17 protein-coding genes are annotated in these 21,190 nt (G+C 35.4%); 10 read left to right on the top strand and 7 right to left on the bottom strand.

The features are described from left to right. Positions 1-40: 40 nt before the first annotated feature. A complete protein-coding gene (locus tag ABXT67_RS00140; RefSeq protein ID WP_415375270.1) occupies positions 41-1,321 on the top strand; it encodes an O-antigen translocase in 1,281 nt (426 codons plus the stop codon). A 34-nt stretch (positions 1,322-1,355) separates the two neighbouring features. Here the strand turns inward: ABXT67_RS00140 and ABXT67_RS00135 are convergent, their stop codons facing one another. Further along, positions 1,356-2,531, bottom strand: coding sequence for a glycosyltransferase (locus ABXT67_RS00135; protein ID WP_415375269.1), 1,176 nt, complete (start codon positions 2,529-2,531; stop codon positions 1,356-1,358). Between the two features lie 15 nt (positions 2,532-2,546). On the opposite strand from ABXT67_RS00135, the gene ABXT67_RS00130 reads away from it, so the two are divergent. Together ABXT67_RS00130 and ABXT67_RS00125 are read left to right on the top strand one after the other, a co-directional pair. Continuing rightward, positions 2,547-3,659, top strand: a complete 1,113-nt coding sequence (locus ABXT67_RS00130) for a glycosyltransferase (protein ID WP_415375268.1) — start codon at positions 2,547-2,549, stop codon at positions 3,657-3,659. Next, on the top strand, positions 3,646-4,068 hold the full coding sequence (locus ABXT67_RS00125; protein WP_415375267.1) for a sugar 3,4-ketoisomerase: 423 nt from the start codon (positions 3,646-3,648) through the stop codon (positions 4,066-4,068). The genes ABXT67_RS00130 and ABXT67_RS00125 overlap by 14 nt, the downstream gene beginning before the upstream one ends. Here ABXT67_RS00125 and ABXT67_RS00120 read toward each other — a convergent pair. Beyond that, the gene (locus tag ABXT67_RS00120; protein ID WP_415375266.1) at positions 4,048-4,980 is read right to left on the bottom strand and encodes a glycosyltransferase family 2 protein; all 933 of its coding nucleotides are present in this window, start codon (positions 4,978-4,980) and stop codon (positions 4,048-4,050) included. The two genes, ABXT67_RS00125 and ABXT67_RS00120, sit on opposite strands and share 21 nt — an antisense overlap. Then, positions 4,973-5,872, bottom strand: a complete 900-nt coding sequence (locus ABXT67_RS00115; protein ID WP_415375265.1) for a glycosyltransferase family 2 protein — start codon at positions 5,870-5,872, stop codon at positions 4,973-4,975. The genes ABXT67_RS00120 and ABXT67_RS00115 overlap by 8 nt, the downstream gene beginning before the upstream one ends. Before the next feature lie 91 nt (positions 5,873-5,963). Here ABXT67_RS00115 and ABXT67_RS00110 point away from each other — a divergent pair, with 91 nt between their 5' ends. From ABXT67_RS00110 to ABXT67_RS00095, 4 genes are all read left to right on the top strand, one after another. Further along, complete coding sequence (locus ABXT67_RS00110) at positions 5,964-6,800, top strand: 2OG-Fe(II) oxygenase (RefSeq protein WP_415375264.1); 837 nt, start codon at positions 5,964-5,966, stop codon at positions 6,798-6,800. Further along, positions 6,800-8,221 (top strand): MBOAT family O-acyltransferase, encoded by a 1,422-nt coding sequence (locus tag ABXT67_RS00105; RefSeq protein WP_415375263.1) that lies wholly within the window; start codon positions 6,800-6,802, stop codon positions 8,219-8,221. The genes ABXT67_RS00110 and ABXT67_RS00105 overlap by 1 nt, the downstream gene beginning before the upstream one ends. After that, positions 8,222-9,142, top strand: coding sequence for a hypothetical protein (locus ABXT67_RS00100; protein ID WP_415375262.1), 921 nt, complete (start codon positions 8,222-8,224; stop codon positions 9,140-9,142). A gap of 66 nt (positions 9,143-9,208) precedes the next feature. Then, positions 9,209-9,757: a hypothetical protein gene (locus ABXT67_RS00095; RefSeq protein WP_415375261.1), complete on the top strand. Its 549-nt coding sequence runs from the start codon at positions 9,209-9,211 to the stop codon at positions 9,755-9,757. Positions 9,758-9,767: 10 nt separating this feature from the next. Here ABXT67_RS00095 and ABXT67_RS00090 read toward each other — a convergent pair whose 3' ends face one another. From ABXT67_RS00090 to ABXT67_RS00080, 3 genes are all read right to left on the bottom strand, one after another. Continuing rightward, positions 9,768-10,451 (bottom strand): cell division ATP-binding protein FtsE, encoded by a 684-nt coding sequence (locus ABXT67_RS00090; RefSeq protein WP_415375260.1) that lies wholly within the window; start codon positions 10,449-10,451, stop codon positions 9,768-9,770. Between the two features lie 125 nt (positions 10,452-10,576). Then, positions 10,577-12,265, bottom strand: coding sequence for a S8 family peptidase (locus tag ABXT67_RS00085; RefSeq protein WP_415375259.1), 1,689 nt, complete (start codon positions 12,263-12,265; stop codon positions 10,577-10,579). A 1-nt stretch (position 12,266) separates the two neighbouring features. Continuing rightward, positions 12,267-12,737, bottom strand: a complete 471-nt coding sequence (locus tag ABXT67_RS00080) for a hypothetical protein (protein WP_415375258.1) — start codon at positions 12,735-12,737, stop codon at positions 12,267-12,269. 390 nt (positions 12,738-13,127) lie between these two features. Between ABXT67_RS00080 and ABXT67_RS00075 the strand changes: the two genes are divergently transcribed. From ABXT67_RS00075 to ABXT67_RS00065, 3 genes are all read left to right on the top strand, one after another. Continuing rightward, positions 13,128-16,151 (top strand): tetratricopeptide repeat protein, encoded by a 3,024-nt coding sequence (locus ABXT67_RS00075; RefSeq protein WP_415375257.1) that lies wholly within the window; start codon positions 13,128-13,130, stop codon positions 16,149-16,151. A 102-nt stretch (positions 16,152-16,253) separates the two neighbouring features. Beyond that, positions 16,254-17,984, top strand: coding sequence for a TonB-dependent receptor (locus ABXT67_RS00070; RefSeq protein WP_415375256.1), 1,731 nt, complete (start codon positions 16,254-16,256; stop codon positions 17,982-17,984). Between the two features lie 83 nt (positions 17,985-18,067). Further along, the gene (locus ABXT67_RS00065; protein WP_415375255.1) at positions 18,068-19,750 is read left to right on the top strand and encodes an amidohydrolase; all 1,683 of its coding nucleotides are present in this window, start codon (positions 18,068-18,070) and stop codon (positions 19,748-19,750) included. 211 nt (positions 19,751-19,961) lie between these two features. Here ABXT67_RS00065 and ABXT67_RS00060 read toward each other — a convergent pair whose 3' ends face one another. Next, entirely contained in the window at positions 19,962-21,134 is a 1,173-nt protein-coding gene (locus ABXT67_RS00060; RefSeq protein WP_415375254.1) for a pyridoxal-phosphate-dependent aminotransferase family protein, read from the bottom strand. Positions 21,135-21,190: the final 56 nt, after the last annotated feature.

Here is a 21,190-nt window from a genome sequence, read left to right as displayed (position 1 = left end):
GAAAACCCCAAATTTTATAAAATCGAATTTACTTTTAAAGATGACCTCTTTAAATGCGGTTGTAGTTTCTATTAGGTTGCTTGTTTCAGCCATAATTCAACGTGTTTTATTTGATAAAGTAGGAGTAGAGGGACTTTATAAAATTGGCCAGTTACGCAGCTTAACATTGCTCTTAACTTCGCTTACTTCGCTAGGAGTTTTTAATGGCGTTGTAAAATATCTAGCCGAATATAAGGAGGATAAACCAAAGCTACAGCAGCTTTTTTCTACGGCTTTTGTATTTACCCTTGTAGGAACAATCATTTCAGGAATTGTTCTTTTTGTATTTGCCAGTGAGATTAGCAACTATCTTTTTACAGATGACGGAGCATACACCTATATTGTAAAGTTCGTAGCGATTTTGACACCTACAATTGCATTGCAACGTGTTTTTAGCGGTGTAGTAAATGGACTCTCAGAGTACAAAAAATTCGCAAAGATTGAACTAATCAGTTATCTGTTGAGTGCTGCTTTACTGGTGTTCTGTTTGCTATATTATGATTTAGAGGGAGCTCTTTTAGCGATCGCACTTGCCCCTGCGATACAAATTGTAGTCATATTTTTCATTTTCTACAAAATTTTAAATGAACACGTTCAGTTTTCAAAACTATCGTTGAAAACTCCGTTCGCAAAAAACTTATTGGCGTTTACGTTAATGTCTTTTGTTGCCACATTATTACTGCATTTTATTGAAATTGATATTCGGAATATGCTTGCCGAAAAAATGACCGAAAAGGACGCAGGTGTCTGGACCAACATCTCTTTTATTTCTCGTAATTATATGGTCTTCTCTGGGTCTTTATTTTCATTGTATGTATTGCCTAAATTCGCGGGAATCTTTACGGGAAAAGATTTTAAAAACGAAGTGATTAGTATTTATAAAACCCTGCTGCCTATTTTTGGACTGGGAATGCTTCTAGTCTTTTTTGGTAAAACGATTATTGTAACTCTTTTGTATCCGGGACTTGACGAAATGCTACCACTATTTAAATGGCAGTTATTAGGTGATTTTATTCGCTTGGCTTCCTTGGTATTGGCGCATCAATTTTTAGCAAAGAAAATGGTGCGAAATTTCATCTTTTCAGAATTACTTTCGCTTGCTTTATTTTATGGTTTAGCAAATTATTTTGTAATTGAATATGGAGTAGAAGGGGTTGTAATTGGCCACTTTATACGTTATATAATTTATTTTGTAGTGGTGTTATTTTTGGTTTGGCGGTACTTCAGAAATAAGAAAACACAAAATTTTGATGATGCTATTGTGGAAGAAGAAATAGGGTGAGACTCCGCGGTCACCTTGAACTTTTCGAAGCGCTCTAAATACTTTTCTTCCAAGTTTCAATATATCTTTTAGCGACAACATCGTGCGCGTGGTATTCTAAAACAAAGGACCTTGCTTTCTTCCCAATTGCTATAATCGTGTTCGGGTTTTCAATCAATCTACTTAATTCAGTTACTAAATAATCAACATCTGGAAGTGTATTAATTGCTACATTTTCCTCCAAAAAGTAGTGCTCCATAAATTCTTTTTCAGCACCTGTAAATACGACCTTTCCTTTTGCCATTGCTTCTAATGCATTATATCCTTGGTCATAGGCATACACTTGGTCTAGCACAATATGGGCATTGTTATATTTTTTAATATATTTAGTATAAGGAAGGTTTTCAACAACTTCGATCCATATTTTTTCTTGATATTTCTGTTTTATTATTTTAATTGCTTCTTCAAAAAACACCATCCCTTTACTGTCATAATTGGAGCGATTAATACCCATAAAAATAGTAATGACTCCATCAATTTGCAATGGAATGTATTCCAATTTTGAACTATTTATGGGGTTGGGAATCAATCCTATGTATTTTGGATGTCCAAGTAAAGGAAGATGATAATCAATATCACTTGCGATTATGCCATCTATCGTCTTGTACACAAATTCGTGAAGCTTTTTAAACGGAGCACTTACATATTTTAAGATGTATTTGTAATGCGCTTTAGGCACCGTTCCATCTTTATACCCAGTAAGAATTGAATAGGCATTTGCATCGCTCAAAGCGTGGCTTACACTCATGAAATCTGTTCCACAGCTCAATAAAAAAAGCTTTTTATTATGCTTCTTTAAAAATGAAATCATTTCGATTTCATCCTTGGGAGAAGCGCCAAAAGGACTTTCGTTAATGAGTTGTACCACATCAAAATCTTTTAGTTTTTCAACAGTGTTAAAAAACTGTTTCTTGATATAATAAGAGGTAATGTCCCACTTAAAAAGACTGTATAAAGCTACTTTTATTTTCTTAGGAAATCCATTCTCAAATTTTCGTTGTAGCCTGATATCACTGGGATAATCCTTAAAGTAATCTCCTGTTGAAATTAGTATCACATCGTGGTTCAATTGTCGCAGCCCTTCTTGTAGAGAGTTGTGCAATCTGCTATATTCGCCCACGAGCAATATTTTCATATTTATGGTATCTTTGGGATGTAAGAATTCTTTCAAAAATAGCATTTATTGATGACCCAAAGCGCTCGCAAGGCAAAATTTAAAATTTGTTTGGTTACCATTTCGTTGGCTAAAGGTGGCGCCGAGAGGTCGTGCGCGATGCTATCACAAATGTTATCTCATAAAGGGCACGAGGTTCATATTGTTACTTTAAATAGCGAAATAGACTTCCCTGTAGAAGGAACTATTTTTAATCTTCGGAAAGTAGCTAGTAATAAGAACCCTAAAGCAGGAAGATTACAGCGTTTTAGATTGCTTCGGAAGTTCTTAATAACTAAAAAATTCGATGTGATTATCGACCATCGTCCCAAAAATAACTTTTTAAAAGAGCATTTTTATCAACGGTATGTTTATAAAGGTTTAAAAAAAATCTATGTAATTCATAGTTCCAATGCACCAGAATATTTTACAAAAAAGCCAACTTCATTTACTAAAATTTACAATAGTAATGCGAGTACAATAGCTGTTTCAGAATATATTAACAAACAGATTGCTGTGCCAAAAGGGGTGTCAAATTGTGTTACTATTCACAATGCTTTTGACCCTAGTTGGGCTCGTGCTAGCGAAACAGAAATTAAAATTGATGCGCCCTACATTTTGAGTTATGGAAGAATGGACGATCGTATTAAAGATTTTAAATTTTTAATTAGTTCATTTACAAATTCGATGCTCTGGCAAAAGGGGTATAAATTAGTCATTTTAGGAGATGGAATAGACAAGGGGATGCTAATTGCATTTTCACAAAAATTACCTTCTAAGCATTGTATTGAGTTTTTACCTTTTACAAGCAGTCCTTTTTCGATTATTAAAAATGCAAGATGCGTTGCGTTAACCAGTAAATATGAGGGCTTTCCTATGGTGCTTGTGGAGTCTTTATCTTTAGGTACTCCTGTAGTCTCTTTAGATATTATTTCGGGGCCCAACGAGATTATTACTTCTGGAACCAATGGGTTATTAGTAAAAGAAAGGAATGAGACTCATTTTGCAGAAGCTTTACAAACTATTTGCACGAATGATGCGTTATATTCGCAATTAAAATCCAATACGATTCCGAGTGTGGAGCAATACACAATGGACGAAATTGGAGATAAATGGAACCAATTATTACAACATGCATTACACTAATCTTTCAGAACTTTCGCTTTTAGAAATCCCAAAAATAAGCGATCCAGATGGTCGAGGGAATCTTTCAGTAATAGAGAAGGAACTTTTACCTTTTGAAATAAAACGTGTTTACTATCTATATGATGTTCCTAGTGATAGTAATAGAGGAGGCCACGCGCACAAAGAGTTGCAGCAATTTTTGATAGCACTAAGTGGGAGTTTTGATGTGGTTCTTGATAATGGTAAAGAACGCAGAACTATAACACTAAATCGGCCTAACAAAGGCTTGTTGATTCCTAGCGGTGTTTGGCGAGAATTGGAGAACTTTTCAGCGGGGTCTGTATGTCTTTCTCTCGTAAGTGCAGTTTTTGACGAGGCTGATTATATAAGAGAATACTCAGATTTTAAATCATTTATAAGCGCTCAGTGATAGCCCTATCTTTTCTAAAAATATTTTGAGTTTAAATATTGTATTCAGTAAAAACGGAGAAGCATTCAGTAAAAATTGTTGTTTAGAATTTAGGTTTTCAGGAGCTATGCTATCCCTAAATGAATGGTATGCTTTTTTATCTGCTATGCGATTCGCAAGCAATGCCAGTGAGTAGCTATTTAAATCAAGATATTTCTTTACCGCAGGATTCGAACTTGCTTCCCTTTTATACTTGAGGGGATTCAAACGCTTATCGAAAGGTATCTTTTTTGTTGAAAGGCTTCCAGCATTTATAACGTATGTTGCTAAAACGGTATTCTTAAAAACGACTTTATGCTGTAACCCAAGTCGGATGTAAACATCTGTATCTTCGCCACTTCTAATTTTTGAATCATATAAACCGGCAACAGTGATTGCTTCCTTTGTAACGACTGTGCTCCTGCTTGTTAGAATACATTCTATAAAGCTAGACTGAAAAAAATCGACCGTTCTTACTTCATGTTGTTTCAAGTCTTCAATGGAATACTCGGGACTTTTAAATTTTCCTCGTTCCAATATATGGAAGGAAACTGCGAAAATCGACTCCTCAGGATGTGCTTTTGTTAAAGTATCCATCTCTTCTAAATAGTTGGGTTCCCAATAATCATCTGCATCTAATAAAGCAATATATTTGGTCTTTGCTTTTAAGACACCTTTGTTTCTAGCAGCAGAAACACCTTGATTTTCTTGTTTAAGATATACAATCCGAGGATCATCAAACTTTTTTATAACCTGTTCACTATCATCTGTAGAACCGTCGTTAACGATAACCAACTCAAAGTCTTCAAAAGTCTGTTTTAGAACCGAAGTAATGGTCTTCGATAAAAACAAAGCTTTGTTATACACAGGTATGACCACTGAAAATTCAGGCATCTTTCTTTTTTGCTAACGTACATAAATATCCCAATTTAAAAATATCAAAAACTCTTAATGAGGGATTGTTTGAGTGTAAATTTTTTTCAAGGGTTTTCCTGAAAATTTTAAATGAACTAGCACCCAGACCAACAAGGTTCATTCTTTTTAATGATTCATAAATGGAAAGTAATCTATTGTCTTTAGCGGTTATTTCATCATTTCGATAAAAATTTAAAAGACTAGCAATAGAGAGTTGGTACTTATTTAAAAATTCAGAATTGGTTTCTAGATTAAGATGTGTAATTGGGTTGTCAACGTGTTTTATCTTGATATTGTGCTCTTTTAATTGAAGCGCAAATACCACATCTTCATACCCATACCGCAATAAATTATCGCTAAAAGACAATGTGGAAAAAACGTGTTTTTTTACTAAAAATGCTATGGTAATAAAATGTTCATAAGGCGCTTTTAATCTTTTAAGAACAGGAACGCATTCCCTTTCAATCCCAAACCGATATCGCAGACTGTTTTGCGGGGATTTATTTTTCTTATAGTGGATACCACCATAAATAACATCGTGCGCTTCATCAATCGCGTTTAGATACCTTTCAAGAAAATTGGGATTCTTTGGTTGCGTGTCAACATCTAAAAATAATAACCACTGGTATTCCGCTTTTTCAGCAAGATAGTTTCTTATGTTACTTCGGCCTTTATTTTGTTTGAGTTCAATTAGCTCACAATTTGAAAGTTTAGTAATTTTTCTATTTAGATGCAGAAAGGAAGGGTCTGTAGATGCATCGTCAGCCACAATAATTTCAAAAGTAATTGCTAATTTTTCTGCTTGAGAGAGCAGTGTTTCCACTAAGGGAAAACAGTTATAATTATATGTTGGGATTAAAATGGAAATCATAGTGATGTCTTGTGTAAAAATACATTTTTTTGGCACGTTCCTTTTCAGTTTAAAATAGTAATTTTATTTTTCAAGAAACTTATAGCATATTATGACGCGTACTACCTTAGCCACGATTATTGCCGAAAGGCTTATAGGAGAAAAGGAGGTCTTAAAAAAGGCCTACGAAAATTCAGAAAATGAAATTGGACATTTCTTTATTGATGATTTACTTCCTGCCGAAATTGCAGCTCAAATAGCGACGGCATTTCCTCCAAAAGATAAAATGATGCTTAAGAAAAATTTAGGCGAATTTAAGTACGTAGCCGCTCAAATGAATCAATATGACCCACTGCTAGAAGAAATAATCTATGCTTTTCAAGATGAACGCGTGGTCAATATTGTAAGTGAAATCTGCGGGATACCAGAATTGGTGCCTGACGAATATTTATACGCTGGCGGAATTTCTTTAATGGCTGAAAACAATTTTTTACATCCACATTTGGATAATTCACACGATAAAAATAGAGATCGTTGGAGGGTTTTAAATTTACTTTATTATGTAACTCCAGATTGGGATGATAGTTATGGAGGTCATCTCGAAATTTGGCCAGGTGGCTTAGAGGAAGAACAAACAACCGTTCATAGCAGGTATAACAGGTTGGTAGTAATGGCAACGCACCAACGTTCTTGGCATAGTGTGAGCCCAGTTAGTTATAGTGGCGAACGCTGTTGTGTTTCAAACTATTATTTTAGTGATACACCATTGACCAATGAAGATAAATTTCATGTCACTTCTTTTAGAGCGAGGCCTGGTCAACGCATACGAGATTTTATTTTAACTAAAGATGCACAATTGCGAATGACAGTTCGTAAATTTTTTAAAAAGGGAATAAAAGAAAATCCACACGTTTATAAAAAAGGCGATACTGATAGAAAGGAAAACTAATGCTTTTTAACACCGTAGATTTCGCCATTTTCTTTCCAACAGTGCTCTTGTTGTATTGGACTGTCTTTAAAAAATCACTGCGAGGTCAAAATGCTTTTTTGGTCGCTGTAAGTTATTTGTTTTACTCTTTTTGGGATTGGCGTTTTGTATCACTCATTTTCTTGAGTTCGGTGGTAGATTATTTTGTAGGCAGTTTTTTAGGTCAAACTTCAAACCCTTTTAAAAGAAAGATGTTGTTATGGGGGAGTTTGCTTTTTAACTTAGGATTGCTTTTTACGTTCAAATATTTCAACTTTTTTGTAGACACTTTTGTGGAAGCTTTTTCATTACTAGGAACGGAAATGAAGGGGACTACTTGGAATATATTACTCCCTGTTGGAATTAGCTTTTACACTTTCCAGACCCTAAGTTATACCATCGACATCTACCGAAAGAAAATAAACCCAACTAAAGACCCTGTGGCCTTTTTTGCTTTTGTTTCGTTCTTTCCTCAGCTTGTTGCTGGGCCTATTGAGCGTGCTTCGCATTTACTACCACAGTTTAAAAAAGCACGGGTTTTTGACCGTCAGAAAAGTGTGGATGGGTTGCGGCTTATCTTGGGTGGCCTTTTTAAAAAGATGGTAATTGCAGACAATTGTGCACTGGTTGCGAACCATATTTTTGAGAACTATCAAACTGAAAGTGGTAGTACCTTATTTTTTGGAGCGGTGTTTTTTGCATTTCAAATTTATGGAGACTTTTCCGGCTATAGCGATATTGCCATCGGGACTTCAAGATTGATGGGCTTTGATTTAATGAAGAATTTTAAGTTTCCATATTTGGCACAAAATGTATCAGATTTCTGGCACCGTTGGCACATTTCGTTGTCTACGTGGTTTCGGGACTATGTTTATATTCCCTTGGGTGGGAGTAGGGTTTCTAAACCACGATTGGTCTTCAATATTTTTGCCGTTTTTTTAGTGAGTGGGCTTTGGCACGGCGCAAACTTGACATTTTTGGCCTGGGGTTTTGTACATGCTTTGTTTGTTATTCCGGTCATTCTATTTGTAAAAAGGGAAGTTTCATTTGATCAAAAAAGAAAGTTGCCATCCCTAAGACAACTATTTAATATAGGTTTTACGTTTACCATTGTCACCTTGGCTTGGGTGTTTTTTAGAGCTGAAACTATTATAGATGCATTGTTATATTTGAAAACTATATTCTCAAGTTCGTTGTTTACAATGCCTAATATTCCTAGAAGTGGTGTTGTTTTATTAGGACTTTATATGGTTGCTGAATGGATTCAAAGAAACAGAGAACACGTGTTTGATATTGAGTATGTTAAAAGCAAAGGAATTCGGTATGCAATTTATTTTACCACAATTTTCTGCATCTTTTACTTTGCTGGAGATTTACAACCCTTTATTTATTTTCAATTTTAAATGAAAAAGCTTTATACAAAAATACTATTGTTTTGCCTGCCAGTACTATTCGTATGGGCTTCTTTGGAATTTTTTTACAGAACTGTAGCAACAAATTATACCTATAAAACTTCACAAATTGAAACTGAATATAAAGATATTGAAACGCTGCTTTTAGGAGATTCACACACGTTTTTTGGTTTGAATCCAGAATATTTTTCAGCAGCTACTTTTAATCTAGGGAACATTAGTCAAAGTCTTTATTTTGATGAGTTACTTTTGGATAAACACCTAGAAAATTTGCTCAATTTGAAAACAGTTGTGCTTAATGTGAGTTACTTTAGTCTTTCGGCAAAGGACAATAGCAAAGAAGATTCTTGGCGAAAATACTTTTACGATCAGCAAATGGATTTAGACGTACCCATTGTTGCTGCCTATGATCCTAAAAAGTACAGTCTTGCGTTGGCACGAAGATTTAATAAATCTGCTGAGCTTGTTCATACTTATTTTGAAAAGGGTGCTATCCTTTCTTGTTATCCTAATGGTTATGGTAAACAAGACGAGGGTGATTTGATATCAGATAAAAATAAAATCGCTGTTATTATTGCTAAAAAACACGAAGATGAATCATTAGATTTTGCAAATAATACAAAGAGACTTCAGCGAATGATAATGCTTTGTAAAGAAAGAAATGTACGTGTCGTTCTTTTAGAAATGCCAGTATATTCAGTGTATTATGATCTTTTAAATGCGAATAAGAAACAAAAAATTAAAAAAACTTTATCAGGGTTGGCTTCAAATAATCAAAATACCAGCTACCTTGATTGGAATAAGAACGAAGCATTTCTACCTTCGGACTTTAGAGATGCAGATCATTTAACAAATGAAGGAGCAGAGAAGTGTAGCAAGCTTTTGGATGGGGTTTTAGTTTTAAATAATTAGAAAAAAACTATAATTAGATGTTTAGATGCATCTCTGTTTTTTTTAATTTACACAAAGATATTATTTATGAAAGCACTTAAAACATCATCAATTTTTCTATTTGTTATCTTAACACTTACAGGTTGTGGTTCTCAAGAAAAGAATGCTACTCATTGCAATAAAACCTTTGGTCGACAAGCAATGAGTATTGATTTTAAGGAGCTTAAGTCAAAAGACAAAAGTGATTCTAGTTCCATACATCAACTTCGTTTCATGTGTACTAGATCTGCTCGTGAAACTGGTAAAATCATGTTTGCAAGTTTTGGCGATTGGAACGAATTGGTTTATGATCCCGATAAATATTGGCCTAATGTCTTATGGGAATCGGTAGACTTAATAAAGGACGGTAAGAAGTATATTGTTTTTACTTCAGGCATAGAAAGTACTAGGGAGAGAACTTTTTCTGGGGTAATCGTATTTGACGAATTAGGGAACGATGCTTTAGCTGAAGACTCAAATGTAAAAGACGAGTTAGTTGCGTTTTTTACCGAAAGGTTAGACGAAAATAGAACGGATAGGTCTTTTTCATTGAAATTGAATGAACAGGTTTCTAAAGATAAAAACACTTTGAAATAAGTGCTATTTGTCAAACTGTCTTCTGCACCACTTCAAACATCTGACTTTCGTCGCACTTTAAAGTTCTCGAAGGATACTTTAAAATTAATGCATAATCGTGTGTAGCCATTAATATGGTGTTCCCGTTATCATTTATTTCTTTGAGTACTTGCATCACTTCGACACTAGTTTGTGGATCGAGGTTTCCTGTAGGCTCATCGGCAAGGATTAGTTCGGGATTATTTAATAAAGCTCTTGCAATGGCAACCCGTTGTTGTTCGCCTCCAGAAAGTTGATACGGATATTTAAAGTTTTTGATTTTCATTCCCACCTTATCCAAAACTTCATCAATTCTTGTGGTCATCGCTTTTTTATCTTTCCATCCAGTAGCGGTTAAAACAAACATCAAATTGTCTTTAACGGTGCGATCATTCAATAATTTAAAATCTTGAAAAACAACGCCCAATTTTCGGCGTAAAAACGGAATGTCTTTTTCTTTAAGTTTAGCAAGATCATAGCCTACAATATTACCTTCTCCATTTTTTAAAGGCAGATCACCGTAAAGCGTTTTCATAAAACTACTTTTACCAGCACCGGTTTTTCCTATCAAGTAGACAAATTCGCCTTTCTCAATGGCTACTGAAACATCATCCAAAATCAAATTGTCTTTTTGGAAAATAGTAGCATTCTTGAATTCTAAAACAGGTGTAGCCATTCGTTTTTGTTTAGAGCAAATATAGAAAGAAAGCGGGAAGAAAATGTAAACTAGAAATTAGAAAAATTATAAGATGACGGATGCTCAAAAAAAATAAACAGCATACGCCCATCTGAACACTAATATTACCTGCTCTTTTCTAATTCCATTTCTCTATAAGGAACATATTTTTTAGGTGTTTTCTTTTCACAAGTATCCACGATAATTGATGGATCAGACACTAGTTTTATAAAGCCTTTTTTGTTTGGTTTTAGATGAGTTCCTGGCTTTAAAATGATTCCGTTTTTTGATTTAAAGTCTACAGTGGCATTATCTCTAAAGGTTTGGTTTTTAATAATAATTTTGTTGGGAGCGCTACTCAAGGTAAAATCAAAACGATAAAAATCACGATTTTTAACAGTTACGTTAGTCAAAGGGTCTTTCATTTGAGAGGACATCAAAACCGCACGATAGGTGTTTAATCTTCCAGCACCAAGCATTCCTTTGTAGGGTTCGTTTCCGCTAAGATTTTCAACATCTTCAGAAGTAAGTTTTAAAATACTTTCAATTTCATAACTACTCAAGCAGTAGTTTTCAGACCACATTAAACCTATAGTTCCTGTTACATAAGGAGCCGTATTTGAGGAAGCGCCTCCATAGGTATCTTCTTGATTACAATTATCATTGCCTAAGAGATATCCCTCTGTAGGTGCAAGAATATCTACAGCTGCATTTACTTGATGAACTTTCTGGATGTCGTGCGGGGTGATTGATCCGTTATCTTCAATATAAAAATGACTTGCATGGCGATCGTTTTGCAAACGAGTCATCTTACGATTATTTTCAGGGTTTATCCAGGTATCATCCTCATAAAATGAATTTTTTAAATACACTCCCGCGGTAGAAATCACATTGTCAAAGGAGGCTGGATATAAGGAATCACCTACTTTAATTTTGTCTTTATTACAGTCAGTTCCGTTTCCTGCGGCTGCTACAATGATGATGCCGTCATCATAATATTCGTTGATCCGTTCTTGTATATTCTCTCTGTATTTAACACTACCCATACGGCACATTGCCCAACTACAGTTTATAACCTTGGCACCCGCGGCGACTAACTCTTCTATATCTGTAAAAGAGCCATAATCGTTTGCAACTATATCACAACCGCTACAAATTCCTGGGCGTCCATAGCCGTTGTTCATCGTTCCAACTGCGGTGCCTGCTATATTCGTCCCATGCACGCAAGCCATGCCTTTTAGTTTATCATTATACTTGATGTATTCACTTACACGTCCTATTAAATCTGGATTTAGTGAATCAACTTTAGAGTCTGATATTCCTACCACTACTTTTTTGTTTCCTGTGGTTATGCCCCAAGCTTCTGGTGCCATAATGATATCAAGATCATAAGCAGGATGTGGATTTCCAAGATTTTTCACAGGACTTGTAGTGCCGTAATCATTGGGGTAATAAGCGTTCTTAGTGGTGTAAAATTGAGCAACCCGAGTGTATTTTTTTGGGAAATTATGTTTGAGCGCACCCAATAATTCTACCTTGTCAGTTGCTATAACATGGACTGTCTTTAATAAAGCACGATCTGTATTTGGGTAAGCTAGTCTAAAATCATAAATGTTATACGTATTGAGAATTTGGGTCTCTCTTTTATTTCTGCGATTTTTGATTTCGAATGTGCCATCTCTTTTCTTTTTAATCTTTAATTGATCAGCACCTGCAATATTTACATGAAAATAAAAATGCTCTTCAGTCTCATTTTGGGCAAGCCCTAAACTAAAAATGAATAAGAATATGATTTTAAAACATGAATAGTTCATCCTAGTCTTTTTTAAGTAATTTCATGTCAGTCTTCAACCCTTCAATCTCCTTTTGCTGCTGAATAGTGTAAAGCGTCAATTCTTCAATTTTTTGAAGAAGGAGTAGGTTCATTTTCTTTAATTCTAAACCGGTTTTAGCCAAGGTTTGAGCACTTGGTATTTCAGGAAGATGTTTATTTTCCTTTAAATAGGTGTCTAAAGATTTTAAATCCATCATTGTATAGCTTGGATTAAGCGCAGAGAATCCGTTATAAAACTTTTCAAAAACATAATCTGGAGCTACAGCACCATTTAAATCTACCAGCACTTCTTGTGCGTGAATCTTCCCTTTTACGGTTAGTAGTTCATCTGGAGTATTGGTGCCAATGCCTATTTTACCGTCTTTTTCGGTAATGGTGCTTTTGCTTCCATTTTGGGCAGATGAAGACGCAAAAACAAAGAGTACGATAATGCTAAAAATTGTTGATTTCATTGTTTAAAGGTTTTAAAGAAAGCTAATTTACAGAAAATTAGTCAGTATTTTTTTGTTCAATACTACTGGCTCCTTCATTAGAATTCCTGGCATCTCATTTTCAAACTTTTGAGGAAATTATAATTTCACTTAATCATATCTTATTCTTCCAGTTCGCACCACATTAATAGCTAGCAGCTCATGTCCCAACATTCATCGTTAAACTTTTTCTAACAAAACTACCTAATATAAAATATACGTATCGGTTTTTTTTTGCGTTAGCTATTGTAACAATCTTATACGTTAAAGAGTCATTTAAACGGTTAACAACCTGTGAATACTTATAGATATAAACCCAAAAGAGCATTCGTTTAAATAGTAATTTTACGATAGCAATCAAACCTCATATTTATGTTGAAAAACTTAATAGTTTTCAGTCTTTTCTTTACCCTTTCTACAGGATTATTTTCACAACAAACAGCCATTTTTACTAATGAAATGGTCGATTATAATCGCGCTGTTGAATTATACAATAACGACCAGTATCTTGCAGCGCAAAGTCTTTTTTCTAAAGTAAAAAGAGCTACCGATGTGGAACGTGTTGAAAGTGATTGTGCGTATTACGTTGCTAATTGTGCAGTACGGTTAAACCAACAAAACGCAGATGCATTAATGGAAGATTTTGTTGCAAAATATCCTACTAGTGTAAAACGAAACTCAGCCTACATAGACGTAGCGAACTACTATTTTGAAAATGGAAAATATGCCTATGCACAAAAATGGTACGATAGAGTAGATGTTAGTAGTTTAAACAGGGCAGAAGCCGAACGCTTTAATTTCAATAATGGGTACGCTTGTTTTAAAGCACGCCAGTTTAAACAGGCTAAAAAGTATTTCGGTAAGGTTTCAGATTCCAAAAAATACGGTTCTCAGGCAAAATATTATTTAGGGTTTATTGCCTATGAAGGAGATGAATATGAAGAAGCAAATGAACTTTTTGAAGAAGTAAAAGACAACGAGCGTTACAATAAGGATTTGTCGTATTATCAAGCCGATATGAATTTCAAACTAGGTAATTTTCAAAAGGCAATCGATATGGGTAAAGAACAGTTTGACCGTTCTAGTCCAAAAGAGAAAAGTGAGCTTTCTAAAATAATTGGAGAGAGTTATTTTAATCTAGAGCAATATGCGCAGGCAATTCCGTATTTAAAAGAATACAAAGGACAACTCGGTAAATGGAATAATACCGATTATTATCTGTTAGGATATGCTTATTATAAACAAGGGGATTATACAAATGCCGTTGGAGAATTTAATAAAATTGTAGATGGTCGTAATGGGGTAGCTCAAAATGCATACTATCATCTGGCTGAATCCTATTTAAAACTAAGTAAAAAACAAGAAGCACTCAATGCTTTTAAAAATGCTAGCGAAATGGATTTTAGTGCTGAAATTGAGCAGGATGCGTTTTTAAATTATGCCAAGCTTAGTTATGAAATAGGGAATAGTTACCAGAGTGTGCCTGAGGTATTACAATCTTTCATTAATACATATCCAGACAATCCAAATAATGAGGCGCTTAAAGATTTATTAATCGATTCGTATATAACTTCTCGAAATTATAAAGGAGCATTGGATTTATTGGAAAATAATAATTCATTTAAAAATAAATTAGCCTATCAAAAAGTGGCGTTTTTTCGAGGGTTAGAATTATATAACGAGGGGAATTATGCCGAAGCAATGTCCCTTTTTACAAAGTCTTTAAAAGAACCTCGTGACCCAAAATTTACGGCAAGAGCGACCTATTGGAAAGCCGAAAGTAATTTTCAACTGTCTAATTTTGAAGAGGCAGGATTAGGCTACAAGCAATATATGCAATTGCCCGAGGCAGCCTCCACGCCGGAATATGCAAATAGTAGTTACAATATTGGATACAACTATTTTAAACTGAAACAATATGAACCTGCAATTACAAATTTTGAAACCTATGTGAACGCAACAAAGAATAAAGGAGCTCGCAAAAGTGATGCGTTTTTAAGATTGGGCGATAGTTATTTTGTAACGAGTAAATATTGGCCCGCAATGGAAAATTACAACCGAGTTATGGAAGGTTCAGGCGTAGATAAAGACTATGCTGCTTTCCAAAAAGCAATTAGTTATGGGTTTGTAGATCGCAGCGATTCTAAAATAACAGCACTGAACGAATTTGGTAGCAAATATCCAAAATCTTTCTACCGTGATGATGCTTTATACGAATTGGGAAATAGCTATGGTGCACAAAACCGAAATGAAGATGCAATGCAAAGCTATTCAGATTTAGTTCAGAAATTTCCTAAGAGTAGTTATGTTTCGAGAACCTTATTAAAACAGGCGCTAATTTTAGATAACATTGAAAAAAGTAATGAGGCGTTGACAATTTTCAAGAAAGTTGCAAACGATTTCCCATCTACGCCTGAAGCGCTGCAAGCGGTTAATAGTGCTAAAATCATATATATAGACCAAGGTAAGGTAGATGAATATGCTGCTTGGGTTCAAACATTGGATTTTGTGGAATTAGCCGACGAAGAGTTGGATAACGCCGCATATCAATCTGCAGAAAAACCTTATTTAGAAAATAATGTGCCACAAGCCATTAAAAGGTTTGAGGAATATTTAGTCAATTTTTCAAATGGACGACACGCTTTACAGTCGCATTTTTACTTAGCACAGTTGTACTACGGAAAAGGAGAGAGGGCAAACGCTATCTCGCACTATAAATTTGTAGTGGACAAAGATCGTACTGAATTTACAGAACAAGCATTGGCTAGAATTTCTGAGGTGTATTTAGGTGAAAAAGAATATCAAAATGCATTAATCTATTTAGCGAGATTAGAAACCGAAGCCGATTTTCCGCAGAATATCATTTTTGCACAAACAAATAGTATGAAAGCCCACTATGAAATAAAACAGTATGCCCGGGCTGTGACCTATGCTGAAAAGGTATTGGCAAACTCAAAAATAGACACAAATATTCAAAGTGATGCTCAGATTATTATTGCGCGATCTGCTATAAAAACTGGAGATGAAGAAAAAGCTAAAACAGCCTATGGAGAAGTTTTAAAAATAGCAACAGGACAATTGGCCGCAGAAGCCTTGTATTATGATGCTTATTTTAAGAATACGTCAAGTCAATTTGAAATTTCAAACACAGCGGTTCAAAAATTAGCGAAAGATTATTCAGGATATAAGCTCTACGGAGCTAAAGGATTGGTGTTGATGGCAAAAAATTTCTATGCTTTAGGCGATGCCTTTCAAGCCACCTATATTTTAGAAAGTGTGATTACAAACTTTACAGACTATCCCGAAGTTACAGCAGAAGCACAAACAGCGCTTGATATGATAAAAACTGCAGAAGCGAAGACCAATACCTCCGTAGAAAATCCTGATAAGAACTAGACCCAAATCTCACAACAACCCTAACAAAATTATAACAGCCGTATGTTGATATCAAAAATCAATTTAATTTCAAACACAGAATCCACATTACAATGCAAGCGATTGGCAAAAAAACAATTTGTTTTTTTCTTTTTATTGTTGCTTTCAATCACTTTAACAACGGCTCAGACAGATGATGATCCTTTGGGAACGGAGGTAGTAACGATTGTAAAACCTTATGCGCCTAGTATTAGTGATGCCTTTAAAATTAAGGAAACACCTGTTTTGAATAATTCAGTAGCTGCGCAAAAGACACCTGTGGAATACAGCATTTTCTCTGTACCTGTGGCATCTACTTTTACACCAGCAAAAGGAAAAGCAGCTACGGTTGTAAAGGCTGAAAAAGTAAAATTATATGACAACTATGCAACTTTGGGTTTTGGAAATTACACAACTATTTTAGGGGAATTGTACAGTAATTTTCAACTAAGCAGAACCGATAACGTTGGGGTGTTTTTCAAGCATAATTCGGCGCAAGGCGATATTGATGGTATTCGTGCAGATGCTAATTTTTTTGATACGCAATTGGATTTAAACTATACGAGCCGGCAGCGCGACGTGGCATATAACATTGATGCGGGAGTTTCTCACGAGCAGTATAATTGGTATGGAATTAATGATGATTTCAATCGTCAACCAAATACATTTTTTACAAATACAGATTTTACGCAAAATTATTTTTCGGGGTACTTGGGCGGAGGCATTGCGTTTGAAGATTCTTTTTTTAGTGGTGTTTCGGGAAACCTTCGGTATTTGTCAGATAGCTACGAATCTTCAGAAATTAATGTAAAACTGCAGCCAGAATTTTTATTTCCTATTTCAGACAATAAATTTACACTAGGGATTGACGTGGATTATGTAAGTGGTAGCTTTTTTGAAGGATTGTTTTTACCGGGGGCTATTAATTATAACCATTTAAACGCTGGGTTCTTGCCTTCCTTGGATATTGTGAATAATGATCTTTCGCTTTCACTTGGGGTTGCCGCATACACAAATTTCGATTTAGAAAACAGCGACACCAATTTCTATCTTTATCCAAATGTGAGTGCTTCATATCGTGTGGTAGATGAGATTGTAATTGCCTATGCTGGTGCAGAAGGTGGCCTGATGCAAAACAGTTTTTATGGTTTTAAGGAGGTGAATCCATATATTTCGCCAACCTTAACCATTATGCCTACCAGTAAAACCTACGATATTTTTGGAGGTTTAAAAGGAAAATTAGCGAATAGCATCGCATATAATCTAAATGCGAGTTATAAAAATGAAACTGATAAGGCATTATTTGTTGCAAATACATTTTCTACAGCTACAGATACGGAAGGATATAAATATGGAAACTCCTTTGGGATTTTATATGATGATGTAAATACACTTCAAGTTTTTGGAGAAATCACTTCAGAAATATCACAGAATTTTTCTTTGGGGGTGAACGCCACTTTCAATAGTTATTCAACAGATACCACTGCTGAAGCCTGGAATCTACCAGCGCTACAAGCTACTTTATTTACGACTTTTTCTATTACTGAAAAATTATACGGTGGTGCTTCAATATTCTATGTGGGAGAGCGTAAAGACTTAGATTTAAATACTGCAGCATTTCCTTCAGTATCCCCAGTGGTTACATTGGATGGCTATGTCGATTTAAATGTAAACTTTGGGTATAAGTTTTCAGACCGTCTTTCTGTATTTGTAAAAGGCAGCAATTTAATTGGCGATAACTACGAGAGATGGTATAATTATAATGTACAAGGTATCCAAGTTTTAGGAGGCGCAACCTACAAGTTTGATTGGTAGTTTTCTTAGAAGAAAGAATTAAGTATCAACAATTAAGAATTAAGGCAGAAAAGATTTATTTTTACGGTAAACGAAAACCTCTTATGAATAAGTACACTTTACTTGCCATATCCATACTTTTATTTTCTTGTGCTCCAGAAAAAATTTCAGCCGATTTATTGATTAAAAACGCGAACGTTTATACCGTGAACGCATCTTTTGATACGGCAGATGCTTTTGTTGTTAAAGACGGAGAGATTTTAGAAATTGGTATAAAACCAGAACTCGAATTAAAATACGATATCAAAGAAACCTACGATGCCAAGGGGCAAACCATTGTACCAGGATTAATAGATGCCCACGGCCATTTGTATAATTTAGGCGTTTCAAAGCAGCAAGTAAATTTACGAGGCACCACAAGTTTTGACGATGTGGTGGGACGCGTTTTAGCATTTCAGCAAGAAAAAAACACCGACTTTATTTTAGGAAGAGGATGGGATCAAAACGATTGGGAAATTAAGGAATACCCTAATCGCCGTACTTTAGATTCGCTTTTCCCAACGATTCCTGTGGCATTAACCCGTGTAGATGGGCACGCCATGATTGCAAATAGCGTGGCATTAAAAAGAGCGGGAATAACGCCAAAAACAAAAATGGATGGTGGTAGTGTAGAAGTTCTGAACGATTCGCTTACTGGGATATTGATTGACACCCCTATGCGGTTGGTTTGGGAAACGATGCCAGCGCCTACTAAAGAGTACATCAGGATGGCCTTAAAAGATGCCGAAGCAGAATGTCTTTCTTACGGCCTTACTACCATAGATGATGCAGGACTTTCAAAGCAAGTAATCGATGTTATTGATGAAATGCAACAAGCTGGAGAATTAAAAATCCGTTTGTATGTGATGGTAAGTAATACTCCTGAAGACTTAAATCATTACCTTAAAAAAGGGATTGTTAAAACAGACCGTTTAAATGTGCGCTCGATTAAAGTGTACGCAGATGGCGCTTTAGGATCTAGAGGTGCCGCTTTAAGGGCTCCTTATTCAGATTTAGATGGACATTTTGGGAAGATGATCACAACACCAAAACAATTGGACAGCCTTGCAAAAGCAATTGCCGTGGCGGGATATCAAATGAACACGCACGCCATTGGGGACTCAGCAAATGTTGCAGTACTTAGAGCTTATAAAAAAGCACTTGTTGGAAAAGAAGATGCTCGCTGGCGCGTCGAACACGCACAAATTATTAATCCAATAGATTTCACAGAGTATTCTAAAAATATCATCCCATCGGTGCAGCCCACTCATGCTACTAGCGATATGTATTGGGCTGAAGAGCGCGTGGGCGAGGCTCGTATTCACGGTGCTTATTCGTATAAAACATTGCTCAAGAATGCAGGTATTCTTGCATTAGGAACTGATTTTCCAGTGGAGAAAGTGAGTCCGTTTCATACCTTTTATTCGGCTGTGGCTCGCAAAGACTTAGCGCATTATCCAGAAGATGGTTTTAGAAAAGAAGAGGCACTCACGCGCGAGGAAACTTTAAAAGGAATGACCATTTGGGCTGCCTACGCCAATTTTGAAGAAAATGAAAAAGGAAGTATCGAACCAGGAAAGCTAGCAGATTTCACTATTTTGGATCGGGATATCATGACCGTTCCAGAAGATAGCATTCCTAAAGTAAGGGCTGTGGCTACTTTTATTAATGGGGAGTTGGTGTATGAAGCCGCTGGTATTGGGCGAGTTGATACTCTGGTAAACGAGAATCGGGAGCGTATTGATTAGTCAATCTGGATAATTTAAAAAGGAATTTGTATACCCACTAAGTGTTCAGTTGCTTTAATAGTTTAGTGTCGTTTACAATGTCTCATATTATACTTTATCTAAAAAAAAGTTAAGAGAAGGAATCTTACTTCTAGCATATGGTTGTTTAAAGTGTCGTTCGCTATAATGTTGTATTCACCGCTAGTCCTTCCTTATTTATGTGTTTAAGAATCTAATTAATTTTTAAGAGTCCATTTTGAAAAGCTTGTAAGCTTTTTCCAGATTCTATGGGATGGCCTAATTCTATTAAAGCACGTTCTAAAGCGCTTAATACTGCAATAAGGTCATTGGAAGAGACTGAACCCATGTGACCAATTCTAAAATAAGAGGGTTTTATTTCTGGCAATAATCCACCTGCAATAATCACATTACTCTCAACCATTGTGGCACTTAATGAAGTTCCATTTATGCCTTCAGGATAGTACACTGCTGATAAGGTATTGGCTGCTATTGTATTTGTTTTTGGTAAAATCTCTAGGTTTAACGAAGCGATTCCTGCTCTAAAGGACTTCGCTAAATTTTGATGCCTTTTTACGCGCTGGTCTATGCCTTCCTTACAAATAATTTTTAAGCTAGTTTCTAATGCCACAATTAAATTGACTGCAGGTGTTCCGAAATAAGAAGGTCTTCTTTCTTCGTAAGCCCTCATTATTGGTAACCAATTGTTCCAATCTGCATAATAATTACTTACGGGCGTTTTTCTATTTTCCCAAACTTGCATCGCTTTTTCAGATGCCATTAAAAGCGCAAGTCCTGGAGGCACTCCAATTGCTTTTTGAGAAGCTGTTAAGACAACATCAAGTTCCCATTCATCTTGTTTTAATTCTTCACCCGCAACCGAGCATACACCATCTAAAATACTCAAGACATTATATTTTTTAGCTAAATGAGCTATAGGTTTCGGATCTACTAATATTCCTGTTGAGGTGTCTACATGTGTGATAGTCAAAAATTTATATTGTCCTTGTTTCAATTCTTTTTCAATTGCATCAAGACTTACAACCTCGCCTATAGGTGCTTCTAAAATAGTTGTATTTGCACCATAACGATCTAAAATATCTTTAAACCGTTTGCCAAAGTATCCTGTAGAAATCACCAATACACGATCTCCAAGTTCTATAAGATTGGCAGCAGCCATATCCATGGCCAGTGTACCAGTTCCTGAAATGATAAAAGGTTGTCCTTTTGGCGATTTCCATACGGCTCTCATTAGCTCAAGGCTTTTTCCGAAAATTTCAATAAAATCTGGAGCTACATGACTATTAGTAGCGATGCTCATGGCTTGTAATACGTCTGGTTCAAATTCTATAGGACCAGGAATCATAAGTAATTTTCTGCCTTTCATTTATTTTATATTATTTAACTAAATTATGTTTACATACAAGTACGTCATCTAGGTGG

It is taken from the genome of Patiriisocius sp. Uisw_017 (genome assembly GCF_047731265.1).
Taxonomy (GTDB): domain Bacteria; phylum Bacteroidota; class Bacteroidia; order Flavobacteriales; family Flavobacteriaceae; genus Patiriisocius.
The sequence above is the reverse complement of the archived record's forward strand: the minus strand, read 5'-3'. Positions and strand labels throughout refer to the sequence as shown.